This is a genomic window from Paenibacillus urinalis, assembly GCF_028747985.1.
GTDB lineage: Bacteria > Bacillota > Bacilli > Paenibacillales > Paenibacillaceae > Paenibacillus > Paenibacillus urinalis.
Genome location: NZ_CP118108.1, coordinates 557,189 through 575,674, shown reverse-complemented (window position 1 = coordinate 575,674; position 18,486 = coordinate 557,189). Strand labels below are relative to the sequence as shown.

The window sequence follows — 18,486 nt, the reverse complement described above, 5'->3', positions numbered from 1 at the left end:
ATAGAAAAGAAACATCGATATTAAAAGTATCCTTATGTAAAGGACATTTTGAAAAAACTACGTAACTCACTGAAGCTGCTGTCTGTACTTTACAGGCGGCAGCTTTTTCAAATTCCATTGCCCTCGATCCTAGAGAAGGTACCGGTTTTTTTATCAGCAGGATATAAGGACAAGATATTGATATTTCGTGCTAAAATGCTGCAAGAGTCTCAAGCGCTTGAACCTATAGTATATAAGCATACGAGATTTCAATCGAAACGAGGAATGGTTATATGACACAATCAACAACAGCTTTCTCAAACGTTCAAGTCGGTGTAGATTATTACCCTGAGCATTGGGATGAGACCATGTGGGAGCAGGATGCCGCGCTCATGCAGACGACAGGTGTGAAGCTCATTCGGGTTGCCGAGTTTGCTTGGAGTCGCCTTGAGCCTGAAGACGGTCGATTTGATTTTGCCTGGCTGGACCGTGCAGTCGATACCTTTCACCGCTACGGCATTCAAGTCGTTATTGGTACACCCACCAATACGCCGCCCCGCTGGCTTACTAGCAAGCATCCAGATATTCTGCCTATCCAGCACAACGGAGATATAGTTCAGCCTGGTGTCCGAGGGCATCGCTGCTTCAACAGCCCCTCCCTGCTCCAGTACAGTATCCGGATCGTCAGCGAGCTTGCCAAGCACTATTCTAACCACCCGGCGGTATGCGGCTGGCAGATTGATAATGAGTACTGGCTGCTGGAATGCCACTGCCCCTCCTGTAACACGAGGTTTCGAGAATGGGCAGAGGCAAGATATGCATCGCTCAAGGAACTGAATGATGCATGGGGAACGGTTGTGTGGAGCGGGGAGTACAGTGACTGGAGCGAGATCACTACTCCGCTCGGAGGGACAGCGAATCAGAACCCCTCCTTCCTGCTGGAGTATCACCGCTTTCAGTCCGATTCAGCACTTAGGTTCCAGCGTAAACAGATGGAGGTCATCCGTCAGTATGCTCCAGGACATTTCATTACTCACAACTTCCACAGCTATCCGCAGAAGATGGATATCCATCTCATCGGAGCAGAGCTGGACTTCGCTTCCTTCGACTATTATCCGAATACATCACCGGACAAGACAGCGACCGGACCTTACAGCGGAGCGTTATCCCTCGATCTGACCCGGGGCATTAAACGCCGCAACTTCTGGATTATGGAACAGCTCAGCGGACCTCCAGGTTGCTGGTTCCCGAATTGGCGTACGCCTTATCCCGGCTTTATTCGGGCCTTCTCCTGGCAGACGATTGCACGCGGAGCCGATACTGTCGTCCATTTTCGCTGGCGCAGCGCAATTCAGGGAGCTGAGCAATTCTGGCATGGACTCATTGATCACAGCAATGTACCCGGCAGAAGATTCAAGGAGTTTGCAGATCTATGCCGGGAAGTGAACTCCGTTGCTGCACAACTGGAAGGAACAACCCTGCGAAATGATGCAGCTATTCTATACTCAAGTGACCAGCTCGTTGCCCTTGGCAACCAGAAGCCCGTTGACGGATTCGACTATTATGAGAATATCAAAGCATGGCACAGAGCGTTAACGAAGCTTGGCATTGGCGTTGATGTTATCCATACGAAGGAAGCGCTGGAGGGATACAAAATTCTCCTTGTTCCTCATCTCTATCTTCTCGATGAACATCTAGCCGGACGAATTGAGCAATTTGCAGCAAGCGGCGGTACCGTCATATTGACACATCGCTCAGGGGTTAAAGACCATTTAAGCGTTTGTCACATGCAGCCCCTTCCGGCGCTGCTGTCTAATTGTGCGGGTGTTGTTGTCAGTGAGTACGATCCTATCGGAAATGATGTCCATCACATCCGGACAAGTGATCAGAAGCAGTTCACTTCTACACAGTGGAATGATCTGCTCGAACCGGTCACCGCAGAAGCCATCGCATGGTATGCGGATGATTTTTACGAAGGGGTACCTGCTGTGACAAGGAACCGCTACGGTAATGGGACAGTCTATTATGTAGGAACCCAGCCTGACGATGCTTACATGGAACGACTGATTCAAGAAGCTGCCGAGGGAGCCGATCTACCGTACTACGAGAATCTGCCAGAAGGCGTGCAATTGTCTGTACGCCAGAACGAGACGAAGGCCTATCTCTTCGTGCTTAATCTAAGCCGGCAGGAAGCTGTCATTGATCTCGGGTATTCCTATGTCAGCTTATTAACCGCTGGCAAGCAGCCTTCCACCTTAGTCCTGCCACCGTATGGGGTTGAGATACTAAATATCTCCACACCATCCTGAAGTAAGAAAGTACAGGGATGATCACAGAGATAAGAAAGAGCATTGTTGTGCATTAAGCGCCAAGCAAAGAAGCCTGATCAATGATCAGGCTTCTTTTTATATTTTTAAACTTGGGGTAATCCTTCCCTAGATGTTCTTACTTTTGCTGTACGGGAATGAATAGAGCAATAATACCGAGGCCGGCAAATAGTGTGAAGCTAAACGGGTAGCTTGTCATTTCTATCGTGCTCCCGGCAATAAGAGAACCCAGGGACTGACCGATTCCTAATGCTAAGAAAGATAAGCTGACACCTAATGCTGGTAAGATGCTGAAGATTCTCGTCGCCCAAACAATAAATAAACCTGTAAGAAAGATATATGTGCTCCCGAACAAGCCGGCTGAAATGTAAACCGTAACCTGATTAGGAATCGTAAGCAGCAGGATTGAAGTCAGCATGACAACAAGAAGTAGTCGGTACGACCTTGCCAAGCCCAGCCTTTGTATGAAGCCCCCTGCAAATCCGCCCAATATGCCTGCTATACCTAATATAATCCAGAAAACAACACTCTCATTGGTCGTAAATCCATATTCACTGGTAATAAAGCTTCTGGAAAATGTCCAATATATAGACGAGCTAATACCGATCACAAGAGACGCTGCAATCAAATATTTCGCCTTGTTTATAGCCGACAGCCATTTTGTTTGTGAACGAGTGGATGACTTCTTATCTTGATCAGACGGAATAACTAAATAGTTCCATATCCATACGATGACAGCGATGAATGAAAAGAAGTAGTACGATAGCCGCCAGTGCTCTGTAAATAGCAATACAACAGGTCCTGTTAGAATAACACCAACACTGGTTCCACTATTGATCCACGTATTTCCTTGATCAAGCTCTTTATTGGACAGCGTATGCTGCGCCATCTGACTTAAGGCAGGTGAAGCCAATCCACTTCCCAAGCCTGCTACTAACATACTAATCACTAAATGTAAAAAAGATTGTGATGCAGCAATGCCTAATAGTCCCAAGACCGCTGTCATGCCAGCAATCAGATTCACCTTATACTGTCCTGCTCTCTCAATTAAGAATGAAGAAATTAGCAGAGCCAACGAATAGGATACATAAGCTGTTGATCCCACAATCCCACCTTCGCTCTCACTTAAGCCTAACGAATCGGATATATTGGGAAGAAATAGCCCAAAGCTTAAACGAGCCAGTGCATAGGTCACTGCAATCATTCCCAGTGCAGGAAAAACAATTCTCCACATAATGAATGTTCACCTCATCTACAAAAGAATTGTATGAATCGTTTTTCTGTGGAATAAGAGTTCATTACCCTTTTATTTCAGAAATTAACTTTTTGATAGAACACACTGTTTCCAGAATAAGCATGAAAAAAGAGAAGCCAGATCATATCGATCTGACTTCTCATCCCTTCTAACACTTCTGACTATAGCTGTTCCTTTACCCAGACGGACATTTCGCCCATATCCCGATTCGCCCAGGCATAATACGGAATGAACTTGATTTGCGCCTGCTTCAGCGGTATCGGCTCATCATATTGATACAGTGCTTGACCCCATTGATCCATATTCATCCGCAGCGCTTCTCCTGAGATGGCTACAATTCCTCCGGCAATGGCAGGATCATCGCTCACATGAAGCTCGCTGTCCTGCGGCAGGATCAGCTGCTGAAGCTGCGCCCCATTATCCGCTTCCTCAATACAGTACACGAATGGACCGCGCTGGAGTGCAACCTTACCCGCGTTTCCTTTGATCAGCGGATGACTTCTGACGCGCTTAATCGGCATCTCCATCACCAGCTCCACCCGGTCACCTGATTCCCATACACGTTCAATGACCGCATAACCATTCACTATCTTGTTTGTCACATCGTAAGCCTCGCCATTAACCGTTACCTGTACATTCGCTGCCCACTGCGGCATACGGAGTGCGATACCGAATTCTGCAGATTGATCTACTTCCACCTCGAAGCTGACTTTGCCTTCCCAAGGAATACTGGAATCCTGCTTCAGCACCATCTTGGTTCCCGCCACTTCAATCGCAGCTTCACCGCCGATGTATAGATGGGTATATACGGTCTTGTCCTGCACCGAATAAATATATTCACCGAGCGAAGCCAGCAGTCTTGCGATATTCGGCGGGCAGCAGGCACAGCCGAACCACTCCTGACGAACCGGCTTGATATGGTTGTAATTGTGGTTTGCGCCGCTACACACCTTAGGGTTTACCTCCAGCGGGTTGACATAGAAGAAGCGCTTGCCATCTCTCGACATCCCGGCAATGACGGTGTTGTAGAGTGCACGCTCCATCACTTCCGCGTAAGCACTGTCAGGCTCCAGCTGCAGCATGCGCTGCGCGCTGAACACAAGACCAATGGATGCACAGGTCTCGGAATACACCGTATCATTCGGCAGATCATAATCGACCGAGAAAGCCTCACCCTGAGCCATAGAGCCAATGCCCCCCGTGACGTACATCTGCTTGGAAACAATATTCCCCCATAGCTTGCGGCAAGCTTCAAATAGTGAAGCATCTCCCGTTTCACGCGCAACGTCTGCCATACCGGCAAGCATGTATACAACACGTACCGCATGACCTCTTGCTACATCCTGCTCTCTTACCGGCTTGTGTGCCTGATAATAGCCCTCATCGAGCTGCAATTTGTTATTACTCCAGATGGTGGTCCAGCCCCTGCGCTCTGCTTCTGCCTCGAAGAAGCTTGGCTTCTGTCCTCTCTCATCAATGAAGTACTTGCTTAGCTCAAGATACTTCTTCTCTCCTGTCACTTCATACAGCTTAACCAGTGCCAGCTCAATCTCCTGATGACCGTCGTAACCTCGAATCTGATCCGGACCATACCCGAATACACGCTCTATGTCATCCGCCATATGGCAGCATATATCGAGCAGCTTGCGCTTGCCTGTCGCCTGATAATACGCCACACCTGCTTCGATCATATGACCCGCTGTGTACAGCTCATGGCATTCCGTCAGATTCGTCCACTTCTTATCCGGTTCTTTAATGGTAAAGTAGGTGTTCAGGTAGCCGCTGGATTGCTGAGCATCTCCGATAATATCAATCATGCCGTCTGCAATCTGCTCCAGATCCGCATTCCGCTCATTGATCAAGAGATAGGCGACGGCCTCCAGCCATTTGGCCACATCGGTATCCTGAAACACATAGCCGTAAAATTCCCCTTCCTGAAGACCAGCAGCAATCTTAAAATTGCTCACCGCCCCGCTTCGCTCTGCACCTTCGACCTGGTCGTTAATTGCTTCCCATTGATAGGGCACCACCACATCCCTGACTAAATCTATGTAATAGCTCCAGAAGTCATCCTTAATGCTTACTTGCTTCATGGATACCGGTTTGATTCTATTCATCCCTGCAGTTTGTCCCATAACGTAGTTGCTCCTTTTCATCAGAAGTTGATTTCATTTACTGTTCGACTTCATTTTATGCGTTACAATAGAACAGGAATATAGCTGATACCAACCTGATTTTTATAAAATATCACACAAGCATTGGATAAGGAGCTTATGTATATGCAAGGGAATGGACATATCTATTTCGCCGCGCCTCCCCTGCCCTACTATTTGGAAAGTGGTGTGACAGAATATGCAGCCGGCGACCAGCATCCGAACCGTAACAATCTCGGGATCTTTGATCTGATTCTTGTAGAATCAGGCTGTCTCTACATCGGGGAAGAAGGAGCAAGCTGGGCACTGACATCAGGGCAAACGCTGCTTCTGCTGCCGGACAAGCATCATTATCCTGTACAGCAGTCAACCGGGCATACCCGATTCTACTGGGTACACTTTCAAGCTGTAGGAGAGTGGATGCAGATGGAACAGGAAGGGTTCCATATGAATCAAAATGCACATTATGAGCGTTTCCTGACCTCACCCTACATGCTTCATCTGCACAAGTCCTGGACCCTGCCCTACCCTGAACAAGCCTATCGACTAATGAACAAGCTGAATGCAGCAGCAACAGAGCGCCAGTCCCGTGCATTTTGGACTCAGCAGCAGACCTTCGAGGAGCTTCTCCGATTGATGGATATACGTCAGAACGACGCCTTTGCAGGTCCGGTGATCGCGCTTGCGGAGCAAGTCGAGTCCTATATCAAGAACCATTACCGTTCCGAAATCACGAGCACTACGCTGACAGCCGCCTTCAATTTTCACTACAATTACATCACTCGCTGCATGAAGCAGGTATATGGAGTAACCCCTGGAGAGTACTTGATGAAATACCGCCTGGAGCAGGCGAAGCTGCTTCTACTGCAAACCGAATGGCCGGTTGCAGAGATTGCGGTTCAGGTCGGATTCGAGAATATCCCCTACTTCTCTGCCTGCTTCAGCCGGCATATCGGTGTGTCCCCTACGAGATTCCGTAAGCAATATACGATATGAAGTATTAAAGTACATAAGGCGTGCCGTGCTGCACGTCTTTTCTGGTTCCAGAAAACAGAAGGAAAGGAGCACACAAAGTGGATATAGCAGCATTAGCCGGGAAGGCTGCAGAAGGAGATTCCGATGCTTTTGTAAAGCTCGTGAAGCAGCTGGAAGGTTCACTTTATTATATGGCGAGATCCCTGCTGGGCAAGGAAGAAGATATTGCGGATGCCATGCAGGAAACGATACTAAAAGCTTTTAAATCCATTCATACGCTGCGGGAGCCGAAGTTCTTCAAGACTTGGATCTTTCGAATTCTGATTAATGAATGTAACAATATTGGATCCAAACGTTCCCGTACGATTGCCTACGCCGAAATTCCCACCACAGCTGCCTCCATGGGAGGCTATGAAATGGTAGATTTAAGAGAATCCGTAGAGCGACTTGAGGAGCCCCAGCGTATGGTGATCATTCTTCATTATTTTGAAGATCTTCCAATTCGTCAGGTAGCTAAGGTTCTCGATGTTTCCGAAAGCGCCGTAAAGATGCGGTTGTCCAGAGCACGTGACGCTCTGCAGCATAGTTTACCCAGTATACACGAAGGGAAGATGAGATATGGCAGCATTTAAGGTGGAGAATGAATTAAAGAAGGTTGACATAAGCAGTACTGAGGTGTCTCCTCTGGTTCGAACAAGATTGGATGAGACCTATGCCTCCCTCTCCGGGCAGAAACAGCATACAGTTCGGAGAAGAACCTCCAGATTACGCAAGGCAGGCTTAACAGCAGCCGCAGCGGGCATTTTAGGAATCGGCGTATTTGCTTCCGGCTTCGTATCTCCGGTCATGGCCGCTTCGATTAAGAGCATTCCTATCATTGGGAGCCTCTTCAGTATCCTTGAGACAGACAGCGGCCTTCGTGCCGGCGGTGATCTAGGACTTGCAACCAACGTTAACAATGCCGTGTCTTATAAGGATGTGAAGCTCGAAGTCACAGAGACGCTGTATGACGGCACACGGGCGGCTTTTATTGTGAATGTGACTGCACCGAATTTGGATAACGGAACCTATGATAATGGCAATAACACTATGAAGCTCAGCAATGCTATCGAGAATGTTGCTCTATCCATTACAGGCAAGACAGAGGATGAAGCCAATTCTGTATTACAAGGAGGCATCTTCTACGGAGGTGCTGGTGAAGCTCATCCAAACACGCTGGTGTTCGAGCAAGTGCTGAATGGGGCGGAATCAAACACCCTATCTGACAGCTTTACCTCAGAGGTAATTATTAAACTTGATGGAATAGATCATGAGTTTAGGATCGATGTCCCTTTTGAGAAGAACCATACCCAAACCATCTCGCTAAACCCGAATACTGCCGTGACGAAAGAGGATCTTACCTTTGGCGTTGCAAGTGTTTCCGTATCCCCTATTACCACAAGGGTGACCACTTCCATAGCACTTAATAGTGCCAGCTCACTGACACAGAAGGATGAAGAGCGGTTACGTAAGATTGGAATTGTGGTCTATGATGATCAAGGCAGACAGCTGACCGCATTGTCCGGGGATGGAGTATATGAGGGTAACCGTCTTATTTATGACCGGCGATATGCAACTACCACAGGTGAGAGCAAGTACCTCATCATTAAACCTTTTATGATTAAGGATGACTTTGCAGAGGATGTGCAGGAAGATCAGTTCATTGCAGGACTGGAAACCAAGATTGACCTGTCGGGGAACTGATGACACGGCTCATAATGTGACGGATTTCTTCACAGCAGAGGATATAGCCAAACAGACTGCGATATGCAGTCTGTTTTCTTGTGTTTTGTGTTTTGTGTTTTGTGTTTTGTGTTTTGTGTTTTGTGTTTTGTGTTCTGAATTCTTAAGTCCAGGCCCATAGAAATCCATCGCGATCCCAAGCAATTCTTCCTTTATGCAGCTTACGGAACGCCTTCTTCACTTCCTTTTCCAAGGACGCATTCCCATTCTCATTCACAAATACAAACTCTTCTCCAAAATGCTCACGTACATATTCAATCGCCTCTGTCTGATAGAGATTCCCTTTGAACCGGATCGTCTCTACCATCCATTCGGCAACCTGCTGTGGTGTATACTCCATATAATTTGTTTTTCTCCTTGAGCTATCGCTTATTTTATCCCATACTACTTCACGACATTAATCCTACATATCATGTACATTTCTTATGATGAACTTTCCTTTGCTTACACATTCGTGATAATATTAAATGATGTGCCATTTGATACATATACAATTGAGAATGATACAGGATGCTCCTATTTTAATCCATCATCTCCTGTAAATAAAGATTTTGCGTCAATCTACCGAGCAGCTTAGATCTTCTACAGATGAAATGGCAGGATGCAAAATCCTTAAATATATTAAAAACAAAAAAAGGAGAGTTAAATGAAGAAACACGGATTGCTGGAACACATTCGCAAGATCATTATGATTATTATCGGTGCGGTCATCACTGCTTACGGGCTGGAAGCCGTACTCATTCCTAACGATGTTATCGACGGTGGTGTGACAGGTCTCAGTATCATGGGATCCTCTCTGTTTGGACTTCCGCTTGGCGTATTCCTCTTCGTCTTGAATATTCCTTTTGTCTATCTCGGTTATAAGCAGGTCGGCAAGACCTTTGCCTTAATGAGTGTTGTCGGGATTGTCGCTCTGTCTATATCTACGGTGGTTCTGCATCATGTGGATACGATTCTGGGACCGGAGGACCCGCTCCTCGTTGTCCTGTCTGGCGGAATGCTGCTCGGGATCGGGATCGGGATTGTACTGCGTAACGGGGGTGCGCTGGATGGCTCTGAGGTACTGGCTGTTCTCGTCTCACGCAAGATCCCTTTCTCTGTCGGAGATATTATTCTATTCCTTAATGCCTTCGTCTTCATTGCGGCAAGCTTCGTGTACAGTCTGGAAAGTGCATTGTACTCTGCTCTGACCTACTACATTGCGAAGAATGTGATCGATATCATCCAGGTCGGTCTGGAAAAATCCAAATCGGTACGTATTGTCAGTCAAAAATCGGTGGAGATCGGGGATACGATTCAATCCCGCCTGGGGCGGAACGTAACCTATACCCCTGGCCGGGGCGGCTTCTCTAATGAACAATCAGAAATCCTTAACTGTGTTATCAACCGTATGGAAGAGAACAAGCTGCTGACCATCGTCAAAGACATTGACGAAAGTGCCTTTGTTGTCATCTCGGATGTATCCGAGGTTCGCGGCGGCAACTTCAAGAAACGAGATATTCACTAGTATGCAAAATACAAAAGCCTGTCCATCAGCTCTTCAGCTGTTAGACAGGCTTTGTTGTTATTTCGTAGCCGGTTTACGGAACTTCACGATCGATGTGACGATCAGCACCACCAGTACAGCTAAACAGATACTGATGCTGAACCGGTTCTGATCATCAATCAGGAAGCCGCACGCAATCACCGACAGACAGATAATCGTAAAGGTCGTAATGTACGGGTAGCCCCATACCTTAAAGGACGGCTGTATAGGATATTGCTTCCGCAGCTTAAGCTGGGATGAAGCAATGCAGATCCACACGAGCAGCACAGTGAAGCCTGGCACAGCCATGAGGATCCGGAACAGCTGATCCTGTGCAATCAGCCCCAGCATCGAGCCCCCGATCAAAATAACGGCACACAACAGCAGCGTATTATACGGGCTGCCCTTGCGGCTTGTTTTGGTCAATGCTCTGGGCGCTTCTCCTGCGGCTGCCATGGAGTAGAGCATCCGGGATGCTCCGTATATTCCTGAATTCGCTGCCGAGAGCACTGCTGTGATCAGCACAAAGTTCATAATGTGAGCCGCACCCGTCAGTCCTGTCGAGCTAAGCACCTGTACGAAGGGACTGCTCTCCGGACCAAGCTCATTCCAGGGAATGAGACCGCAGATAATAAGAATTGGCAGTGTAAAGAACAGGATGATCCGTAAAATAAAGTTGCGGACCACCTTCGGCAGCACCCGTTCTGCATTCTCTGTCTCCGTGAGCGTCAGACCGATCATTTCCGATCCGCCATAGGAGAACATGACAACTAATAGTGCTGAGAATATTGCGGTCCAGCCGTTCGGCAGAAATCCGCCATGGTCCGTGTAATTGCTGAGTAAGGGTGCTTCGCCGCTAGGAATGATGCCAAAGATCAGGGCCACACCCAGGACGATAAAGATAATGATCATCGTGACCTTAATGCCAGCAAACCAAAATTCAAACTCACCAAAGGTGCCGACACTAAGTAAATTGATAAAGATCACGATCGCAGCGCATCCCAAGCTGAGCATCCATAGCGGCACATCTGTAAACCAATATTGCAGGAAGCTTCCTGCCGCGATAATCTCGATTACACATACAGCCAGCCACATGAAGCAATACATCCAGCCCATAATAAACGAGACTCTCTCGCCAAAAGCTTCTCTTACAAAATCCCTCATGTTGCGATTCGGATATACCGTAGCCATTTCAGCCATGGCCGTCATCACGACGAGAAGCAGCAAGCCCGCAATGATGTATGTGAAGATAACACCCGGTCCTGCTAGACCAATCGTTTCCGAGCTTCCCTTGAAGATGCCGGTTCCAATGACACCGCCCATCGCCATCAGGCTGATATGTCTAGGCTTCAGCTTCTTCTGTAATGATCCTTCTGTGTTTCCCATTCGTATCCTCCCTGATGCATTTCATGCTAGTCTTTTATTTACGTTACACACACGTACACATATGTATTCTGACAAATGTATTTCTCAGTATATCCTATTCTTCAGCCGGAAGCACTCAAAAATCCGCTGCTTACCATAATCTACACTCCTCGTGTCTGTCCGTTTGTAGCCAGCCACAAAAAACAAGGGACGCCTTGAGCGTCCCTTGCTTGAAGTCCCTATATCATGCTGATATCCACCCTAAATGATCGCATCGAGAATGAACCATACGATCATGAGCAGCTGAATAAGGATTTTGGCAATGCTTCCTCCGAGGAATCCAATGATGGTTGCAAAGCCGACTTTGACCGATTTCGAGGCATCCTTGTGAATGATAAATTCGGTTACCAGCACGGCTAGGAACGGCACGAGCAGGATTCCGAATGGCGGAAGGATGAACGAGCCTACAATGGTCGCAATGGCTGCGATCGTCTCTGAGGTCTTCGACCCTCCGTACTTCTTAACAAAATAGCTGTTCGCTATGATATCCGCGGCAATAATAACGACTGTTAGTATCGCCATGCTGACCCAGAACCACCAGGACAGCTCCTCTGAATTGATGAGGAATTGATAGATGGCGAAGCCACCCCAAATGGCGAGAACAGACGGAATGATGGGATACACAATGCCAACGAAGCTGAGTAAGAATAATACAATAATTAACGTCCACCACAAAAAATCCATCTATGTACCTCCCTTAGAACCTACGTTCATCTTAGTTTATGCCATTTAAGTCTATTTTAAAAATAGTCTAAAGACGGTTTCTGGGCTAGACCTCCGTCCAGGATGAAGACCGAGTTCTCACGTTAGCTCTTCTCCTCCATATCCACGATCGAGTACAAGGTTACGGGATAGCTCGTAAATACCCTCTCAAGCATTCGGTATACCTCATTCCAATCCGTCCCATTACGGTCCGCCCCTATTCTGTAAGGCAGTGCAATAGAGAGATTCCTGGCTTCTGCATAGGTACGAAGCTCAATTAATGCTCGCTCCAGAGCCTTGATGCTTGTCAGGTGTTTACGAAAGAAGCTCTTCTTGTAATGCTTCTGTCCAAACAGGTTCGCGATGTACTTATCCTTCGTCTTCACCATCTGCATCTGCCCAAGGGGAGAAATTTCACTGTTCGTCAGCGAAATATAGGCGGCGTAAACTTCAGGGTATTCATCTCTGATCTGTTTGGATATCCCGCTGCGCATGACCCCCATACAATTCACCTGGTGACCAATAATGTCCTCTGCCGCCTCAAGGAGCTCGCCCTTCTCGAAAGTAATCATCCTTCTTCTCTCCTATTTATGATAATAAACATGGTTTAATCTATATGAAACCAAGCGAATCCATTTCTAAAGCCATTTCTATGATATTGATTCAAGTGCTATATATATCGGAAAAAGCATCCTATCGTCTTAATGTATCTGCTAAAATTAATAGGTCAACGAACATCGGAGAGGAGTCTATGGGACATGTCTCATTTATTAAATTTACAGCGGTTAACCAAATATATGGGCACAACAACCAGAACGATGCTGTTCTCGGGCGTCGAAGCCCAGGTGGATCAAGGCGAACGCATCGCGGTCATCGGCGCTTCAGGACAAGGGAAGAGCACGCTGCTCCGAATACTGTCTTTACTGGATCGTCCAGACGAAGGGGAAATGGAATGGAAGGGTGTTTCTTATCGAAGCTGCGATCCACGATGGTGGAGAATGAAGATCACTTATGTCGCACAGCATCCCGTGATGCTGCCCGGCAGTGTTGAGGATAACCTGAGGATGGTTCATTCCCTTCATAAAGTCCCCTACGACCAAGCTCTTGCACAGCGCTTACTGGAGCGAAGCGGCCTGTCTGCACTGGATGTACAAAAGCGGGCATCTGATCTGTCTGGCGGCGAGAAGCAGCGGATCGCACTCATCCGCTCGATGATGCTGCGTCCGGAGGCGTTGCTGCTGGATGAAGTCACGGCATCCCTGGACCCTTCAAATGCAGCTCTTGTGGAACAACTGCTGACGGAATGGAGTGATCAAGAAGGAACGACTTTGATCTGGGTGACACATGATTTGGAGCAGGCCCGCTCATTCAGCACGACAACCTGGTATATGGGCAGTCATACCCTGCTTGAACGTCAGCCGACAGAACTGTTCTTCTCTCGGCCAGACACAGAAGCCGCCCGCCGTTTCATCACCAAATCTGTGGATTCAGATAAGGAGGAGCCATGTCCTTCCTTGCTCTAAGCTTCACGATTGTATTTGTCATGGTGACGATGCTGATCTCCGTCTGGCAAAAGCTCGATTTGGAGAAGGATATAGCCATCGGAACCATACGATCAGCCATACAGCTGCTTGCTGTCGGCTACATCCTGCAGTTTATTTTCCATACCGAGCATCCCGCGCTGATTGTGCTCATCGTTACTTTTATGATCACGGTCGCTTCGTTGAATGCAGGCAAGCGGGGACAAGGCATTCGGGGCGTCCGTTGGAAGATCGCCCTGTCCATTCTAACAACAGAGCTGCTCATGATGGGACTGCTGCTCGGACTGAACATCATTGAGCCGACGCCAAGATACATTATTCCCATCAGCGGAATGACGATTGGCAATGCCATGGTCGTATCCGGCTTGTTCCTTAACCATATGAAACGTGAAATGGAGACCTCCAAAGGCGAGATTGAAACCCTGCTTGCGCTTGGCGCTGCGCCCAAACGGGCGATTCAGGACGCACTTAAGCGTTCCGTTAAATCCAGCATGATTCCAACCATCGATGGCATGAAGACGGTGGGGATCGTCCAGCTCCCGGGAATGATGACAGGAATGATTATCGCAGGTGCAGATCCGATCGAGGCTGTCCGGTATCAGATCCTGATCGTATTTGCCTTCACAAGCTCAGCTGCAATCACCAGCATCTTGCTCAGCCAGCTCACTTATCGTGAATGGTTCACTTCAGACATGCGTCTTCGCGAGCTGTAAGATCTGTGGTCTGCCCTGTGATTCGTTTATCATTCAATACCAAGCACCTCATTGTATTCATACAAAATAGCCCGCGGTGAGCCGCCGGCTTAGGACGGTCCAAGACTTTCTTGGACCGTTTTTCCATTTACACTAAATCCGTATCATTCTAATAAGTGACCTTCTCGCTCGATTCCTCTAGACTCATGTCATTATCGTCTATCCTACTCTCAGGCACTTCCTCCATCTGAGCATCCGCTGGCTTCAGTACATCCTGTACGTAGCTCTGGAGCTCCTCCTCGTCTCTTACCGTAAGAACCGCTGCTCCGCCAATTCTCTCTTCCTTCAGCAGGCTCATCGGCGGAATCTGCTCGCTGCCATGGAGCGTGCTCTGGTATCCGAGCGAGGCCAGCTTCCAAATATCATTAAGAGACAAATTGGTATCTATATAAGGGTTGATCTCATTCAATATGGACGGAAGCTTGGCGATGGAGGAGGAAGTCTGCATTTTGTCTGCTATCGCCTTCAACAGCTCCCGTTGACGCTCCGTTCTGGCAAAATCGGACATGGCATCATGCCGGAATCTTACATACATGAGCGCCTTCTCTCCATCTAGATGCTGCATTCCTTGCTTCAGGTCGATATCATATTGATGATTATCCGCCTTACTGACGTAATACAGATCCTTCTCTACTTCAAAATCCACTCCACCTAGAGCGTCCACGAGCTTGATGAAGCCCTGAAAATCAGTGTACACATAATATTGCACCGGAATGCCGAGCAGATCGCTCGCTGCCTGCATCGCAACATTCGGACCATGGGTGATAGCCGTATTAATTCGATTGTTGTTATAGCCCGGAATTTCAACATAAGTATCCCGCATGAGCGAGAACAGGGAGATCTTCTTCGCTTCGGGGTCAAGAGAGGCTACCAGCATGGCATCTGAGCGAGGAATCTCTCCCTCCTTCATGCCTCTAGCATCCACGCCCATAATAAGAATATTGACGATCTCATCACCTTCCCATACGGGCGGCTCGATCGTCTGCTCCTGATCTATATGTTCTATATTATGAAATGGGGAGCTTTCTCCTTCCTTTTGCAAGCCTTGAAGCTCCTTCACGATAGAAGAGACATAGACTCCTCCGAGAGCAATGGCACCAACAACGATACAGAGGATAATTGTCAGCGTATAACGCTTTGTTCTTCTGGTCATAGATTTGCTGTTCCTTTCACAACGGGGATACGCTATTTTTGTTCAACTTACAAGATGAACAATTTCATCTTACCAAAGGATCAAGTTGATTCTTACTTACTATATTGTAAGATCACGATCAAACCTTTCATTTAGCACTGCCTCTTCTCGAAGAAAAACAGCTTAACACCGCTGCATGACATAAGCCCAGGCAGCTCCATCATATCTGGAGCTGCCTGGGCTGTATATACTACCCGTATGCTATTAATAATCGTTCTTTTGGCTATCGCCTGTTTAGGATAATCTATCTTCTGCCGCCGCCAAAGCCGCCGTTCGCATTCCCTGTTGTTACGCCTGACTCATTCAGCCATGTGGTAGCTGTTTCCCCAAGCTCGAACGACACGACCTCGCTTCCGCCTTCGTAATTACCTGTCTTATACCATCCGCCTGTAACGTCTTCACTGGAGCTTCCTCCGGAATAGAGGGTGTAGGTCTTTCCTTTCTCCAGATCCGGTGAGCTAATGACGACGAACTGATAATCCTTGGACGGTTCAAAAGTCACGATGGTGTTGCCTTCACTGTCTTCTAAATGAACCAACGTTCCTGCAGCCTGTGTTTCAGGATAAGTCATCGCAATCGAGAGCTGAGTGGATTCATCAGATAATGCCTGTGCCATACCTGATGTGCCGGCTCCGATTAAGTAACCCCCGCTCATGTCAAATGTGCTGCCATAATCCAGTGTGCCATTTCCGTTATTGGTTGGACCATTTACGATCACGGTACCATCCGTCATTGTAATGGAACCATTGGCGTCAATCCCATCACCGCCGGCATCGACGGTGAGAAGTCCGCCAGAGATGGTCAGCTTCGCATTCTGATTGCCTTCCATTCCACCGCCGAATCCACCGCCGCCAAAGCCGCCTTGCGGCGGAGTTCCGCTTGGCATCTCGCCATCAGCTGGAGGCTCCGGCATCTCACCATCCGCTGGCCGCTGCGGCATTTCGCCATTCGCAGGAGCATCCGGTCGTTCGCCCGCTGCAGGCGCTTGTTCACTTGTTGTACCCTGTGCTTCATCCGCTGCAGAGGAAGCTTCTGAAGTTCCGGATGCAGAAGCATCCGCTTCACCTGCGGTTGTTCCTGCTGCTTCGGATGTTTCTGTTGTTTCCGCAGCGGCGTCTGTTGTATCGGTCGTCGTATCTGTACCGGACGCATTCACTCCATCATCGGAGGAAACTACATGTGTCTTGCCACCGGAGATCGTAATGTCTGCTCCTTCCAGTCCTTCATAGCTTGCAGTAATGTCCATTGTTCCGCCAGAGATGGATAGCAGAAGGTCCGCATGCACCGCATCATCGCCCGCGGCAATACTGAACTCTCCACCTGTGATCGAAATATTTTGATTACTGTGAACCGCATCATCGGCTGAATCCATCGTAAATGTTCCGCCATTGATGACCATATCCCCGCCTGCTTTGACCCCTTTTGCACTCGTTGATTCTTCCTCAGCGGCTGTTGTATCCTCTGCATTGTCAGCATCTGCAGTGGAGGCGGCTGTGTCCGTTGTTGTACTTGCCGGCGTGCTTGTTGCTGCTGCCGTGACAACCGTACTGGCCGTATTCGTGCTGGTTGTATTCGCTGTGCCTGCTTCATCTGTATTGTTGCTTGCTTCATCTGATGGATTCGCTGCATCCGAAGGCGCTGCAGGTGCAGACTCTCGGTTCCATTCACCTCGCATCATGCCGCCGTTGCCATTCATTCTTCCTTGTCCCATTGGATTGCTCTCGGTCTTCACCTCAGCGTTCGCACTGCCGCCGCCAGTTACAAGGTTATACGTACCGCCATTAATCAGCAGTGATTTCTCCGATTGAATTCCGTCATTCTCAGCTTCTATCTTAAAAGTACCGCCAGCGATCGCGATAATCCCTTTGTCCTCATCTTCATCATTGGTCGATTTCATGCCGTCTCCACCGGCCTTGATTGTCACGGTACCGTTCTCGGCAGCCAGCCGGTCACGACCTACAATCCCGTCATCCTCGGCATGGATGTCGATGGTGCCTTCTACTATTTTCAAGTCGTCCTTGCTCGTGATTCCGTCTTTATAGTTAGCGGTGATGGATAAGCTGCCTGTACCGTTGATGCTCAGATCATTTTTGGCAAATACAGCCGCACTCGGCTCATCGCTTGCTTCGTCCTCATAAACATATGTTTTGCCATCCGTCACTTTATTTTCGGTTCCATCCTCCAGTGTAATGACGGTCTTTCCCGCACCTTTGCTGTAAATCGCCGCACTGTCGCTGTCTGTAATATCGACACCGTTCAGAACCAAGTGCACCAGCTCTTCCTCTGCCGTATCCACGATGATCTGTCCATCACTAAGCGTTCCGCTGAGTACATAGGTACCCGGGCTCGTAATGGTCACAGATCCGTCGACAGCTTCTGCACCCGTACCGTTAATTTGAGCACTTGCTCCATCCAGCTCAATCGTTACGGCATTATCTGCACTCCATTCGGTGTTACGGTCCTCTTCATCGAAGGTAATCATATCCTCCAGCTTCAAGCTCGTCAGCTCAGCTGTGGCCTCATTCGCGGTGCCTGCTTCGGCTGTTCCTGTATCATCGGTCGCTGACGCATCACTGCATGCTGTCATCAGCGCCGCGCATAAGAATACGACGCTAAGTCTGTTCGCTATGCTTGTCTTTTTCATTTTATTTATCCTTTCAGGGCGCTCGGAAATTGAGCTGTTCTTTATAGCCTTGCGTATTGGCTCGGATAAGAGATGGCTATCTCCTTTATCAGGACGCTCGCAATTTGACTGTCTCTCTCCGGTTGGCTCCGCCAAAAGTCGTTCGTCATTCAAATTCCTCGCTAGGATGAGAGTCACCAACTTTACTGAAATCCTCGCTGCTAAGCACGGAGATAAAGAACTAGCTTAATTCCT

The 18,486-nt window shown here is 48.2% G+C and carries 15 protein-coding genes; 7 read left to right on the top strand and 8 right to left on the bottom strand.

Annotation, left to right across the window (positions count from 1 at the left end; genetic code table 11):
- The first annotated feature begins 272 nt into the window (after positions 1-272).
- Positions 273-2,288, top strand: a complete 2,016-nt coding sequence (locus PUW25_RS02670) for a beta-galactosidase (RefSeq protein ID WP_047911539.1) — start codon at positions 273-275, stop codon at positions 2,286-2,288.
- Between the two features lie 136 nt (positions 2,289-2,424).
- Here the strand turns inward: PUW25_RS02670 and PUW25_RS02665 are convergent, their stop codons facing one another.
- Together PUW25_RS02665 and PUW25_RS02660 are read right to left on the bottom strand one after the other, a co-directional pair.
- The gene (locus tag PUW25_RS02665) at positions 2,425-3,540 is read right to left on the bottom strand and encodes an MFS transporter (RefSeq protein WP_047911538.1); all 1,116 of its coding nucleotides are present in this window, start codon (positions 3,538-3,540) and stop codon (positions 2,425-2,427) included.
- 182 nt (positions 3,541-3,722) lie between these two features.
- Positions 3,723-5,696 (bottom strand): glycoside hydrolase family 127 protein, encoded by a 1,974-nt coding sequence (locus tag PUW25_RS02660; RefSeq protein ID WP_047911537.1) that lies wholly within the window; start codon positions 5,694-5,696, stop codon positions 3,723-3,725.
- A gap of 144 nt (positions 5,697-5,840) precedes the next feature.
- On the opposite strand from PUW25_RS02660, the gene PUW25_RS02655 reads away from it, so the two are divergent.
- The 3 genes from PUW25_RS02655 (at position 5,841) to PUW25_RS02645 (ending at position 8,432) form a co-directional block, all read left to right on the top strand.
- On the top strand, positions 5,841-6,710 hold the full coding sequence (locus PUW25_RS02655) for a helix-turn-helix transcriptional regulator (RefSeq protein ID WP_047911536.1): 870 nt from the start codon (positions 5,841-5,843) through the stop codon (positions 6,708-6,710).
- A 77-nt stretch (positions 6,711-6,787) separates the two neighbouring features.
- Positions 6,788-7,321: a sigma-70 family RNA polymerase sigma factor gene (locus tag PUW25_RS02650; protein WP_047911535.1), complete on the top strand. Its 534-nt coding sequence runs from the start codon at positions 6,788-6,790 to the stop codon at positions 7,319-7,321.
- Positions 7,308-8,432, top strand: a complete 1,125-nt coding sequence (locus PUW25_RS02645) for a DUF4179 domain-containing protein (RefSeq protein ID WP_047911534.1) — start codon at positions 7,308-7,310, stop codon at positions 8,430-8,432. Before PUW25_RS02650 ends, PUW25_RS02645 begins: the two co-directional genes overlap by 14 nt.
- 142 nt (positions 8,433-8,574) lie before the next feature.
- On the opposite strand, the gene PUW25_RS02640 is transcribed toward PUW25_RS02645, so the two are convergent.
- The gene (locus PUW25_RS02640; protein ID WP_047911533.1) at positions 8,575-8,811 is read right to left on the bottom strand and encodes a DUF6953 family protein; all 237 of its coding nucleotides are present in this window, start codon (positions 8,809-8,811) and stop codon (positions 8,575-8,577) included.
- 306 nt (positions 8,812-9,117) lie between these two features.
- Here PUW25_RS02640 and PUW25_RS02635 point away from each other — a divergent pair, with 306 nt between their 5' ends.
- Positions 9,118-9,978, top strand: coding sequence for a YitT family protein (locus PUW25_RS02635; RefSeq protein ID WP_047911532.1), 861 nt, complete (start codon positions 9,118-9,120; stop codon positions 9,976-9,978).
- Between the two features lie 57 nt (positions 9,979-10,035).
- Here PUW25_RS02635 and PUW25_RS02630 read toward each other — a convergent pair whose 3' ends face one another.
- The 3 genes from PUW25_RS02630 to PUW25_RS02620 form a co-directional block, all read right to left on the bottom strand.
- Positions 10,036-11,382 (bottom strand): amino acid permease, encoded by a 1,347-nt coding sequence (locus PUW25_RS02630; RefSeq protein WP_274337998.1) that lies wholly within the window; start codon positions 11,380-11,382, stop codon positions 10,036-10,038.
- Positions 11,383-11,622: 240 nt separating this feature from the next.
- Entirely contained in the window at positions 11,623-12,105 is a 483-nt protein-coding gene (locus PUW25_RS02625; protein ID WP_047911530.1) for a DUF456 domain-containing protein, read from the bottom strand.
- Between the two features lie 122 nt (positions 12,106-12,227).
- Positions 12,228-12,695: a macro domain-containing protein gene (locus PUW25_RS02620; RefSeq protein ID WP_047911529.1), complete on the bottom strand. Its 468-nt coding sequence runs from the start codon at positions 12,693-12,695 to the stop codon at positions 12,228-12,230.
- A gap of 186 nt (positions 12,696-12,881) precedes the next feature.
- Here PUW25_RS02620 and PUW25_RS02615 point away from each other — a divergent pair, with 186 nt between their 5' ends.
- The gene (locus PUW25_RS02615; RefSeq protein ID WP_047911528.1) at positions 12,882-13,646 is read left to right on the top strand and encodes an ABC transporter ATP-binding protein; all 765 of its coding nucleotides are present in this window, start codon (positions 12,882-12,884) and stop codon (positions 13,644-13,646) included.
- Positions 13,628-14,377 (top strand): ABC transporter permease, encoded by a 750-nt coding sequence (locus PUW25_RS02610; protein WP_274337997.1) that lies wholly within the window; start codon positions 13,628-13,630, stop codon positions 14,375-14,377. Before PUW25_RS02615 ends, PUW25_RS02610 begins: the two co-directional genes overlap by 19 nt.
- Positions 14,378-14,525: 148 nt before the next feature.
- Here the strand turns inward: PUW25_RS02610 and PUW25_RS02605 are convergent, their stop codons facing one another.
- The gene (locus PUW25_RS02605; protein ID WP_274338514.1) at positions 14,526-15,569 is read right to left on the bottom strand and encodes an LCP family protein; all 1,044 of its coding nucleotides are present in this window, start codon (positions 15,567-15,569) and stop codon (positions 14,526-14,528) included.
- A gap of 283 nt (positions 15,570-15,852) precedes the next feature.
- Positions 15,853-18,252 carry a carbohydrate-binding domain-containing protein gene (locus tag PUW25_RS02600; RefSeq protein ID WP_420800546.1) on the bottom strand — a complete coding sequence of 800 codons (2,400 nt, stop codon included), beginning with the start codon at positions 18,250-18,252 and terminating at the stop codon, positions 15,853-15,855.
- Positions 18,253-18,486 lie beyond the last annotated feature (234 nt).

What these genes read in the sequence shown, in the direction of transcription:
- PUW25_RS02670 (WP_047911539.1), top strand. Translation starts at nt 273, where the DNA reads ATGACACAATCAACAACAGCTTTCTCAAACGTTCAAGTCGGTGTAGAT.
- PUW25_RS02665 (WP_047911538.1), bottom strand. Translation starts at nt 3,540, where the DNA reads ATGTGGAGAATTGTTTTTCCTGCACTGGGAATGATTGCAGTGACCTAT.
- PUW25_RS02660 (WP_047911537.1), bottom strand. Translation starts at nt 5,696, where the DNA reads ATGGGACAAACTGCAGGGATGAATAGAATCAAACCGGTATCCATGAAG.
- PUW25_RS02655 (WP_047911536.1), top strand. Translation starts at nt 5,841, where the DNA reads ATGCAAGGGAATGGACATATCTATTTCGCCGCGCCTCCCCTGCCCTAC.
- PUW25_RS02645 (WP_047911534.1), top strand. Translation starts at nt 7,308, where the DNA reads ATGGCAGCATTTAAGGTGGAGAATGAATTAAAGAAGGTTGACATAAGC.
- PUW25_RS02640 (WP_047911533.1), bottom strand. Translation starts at nt 8,811, where the DNA reads ATGGAGTATACACCACAGCAGGTTGCCGAATGGATGGTAGAGACGATC.
- PUW25_RS02635 (WP_047911532.1), top strand. Translation starts at nt 9,118, where the DNA reads ATGAAGAAACACGGATTGCTGGAACACATTCGCAAGATCATTATGATT.
- PUW25_RS02630 (WP_274337998.1), bottom strand. Translation starts at nt 11,382, where the DNA reads ATGGGAAACACAGAAGGATCATTACAGAAGAAGCTGAAGCCTAGACAT.
- PUW25_RS02625 (WP_047911530.1), bottom strand. Translation starts at nt 12,105, where the DNA reads ATGGATTTTTTGTGGTGGACGTTAATTATTGTATTATTCTTACTCAGC.
- PUW25_RS02620 (WP_047911529.1), bottom strand. Translation starts at nt 12,695, where the DNA reads ATGATTACTTTCGAGAAGGGCGAGCTCCTTGAGGCGGCAGAGGACATT.
- PUW25_RS02615 (WP_047911528.1), top strand. Translation starts at nt 12,882, where the DNA reads ATGTCTCATTTATTAAATTTACAGCGGTTAACCAAATATATGGGCACA.
- PUW25_RS02610 (WP_274337997.1), top strand. Translation starts at nt 13,628, where the DNA reads ATGTCCTTCCTTGCTCTAAGCTTCACGATTGTATTTGTCATGGTGACG.
- PUW25_RS02605 (WP_274338514.1), bottom strand. Translation starts at nt 15,569, where the DNA reads ATGACCAGAAGAACAAAGCGTTATACGCTGACAATTATCCTCTGTATC.
- PUW25_RS02600 (WP_420800546.1), bottom strand. Translation starts at nt 18,252, where the DNA reads ATGAAAAAGACAAGCATAGCGAACAGACTTAGCGTCGTATTCTTATGC.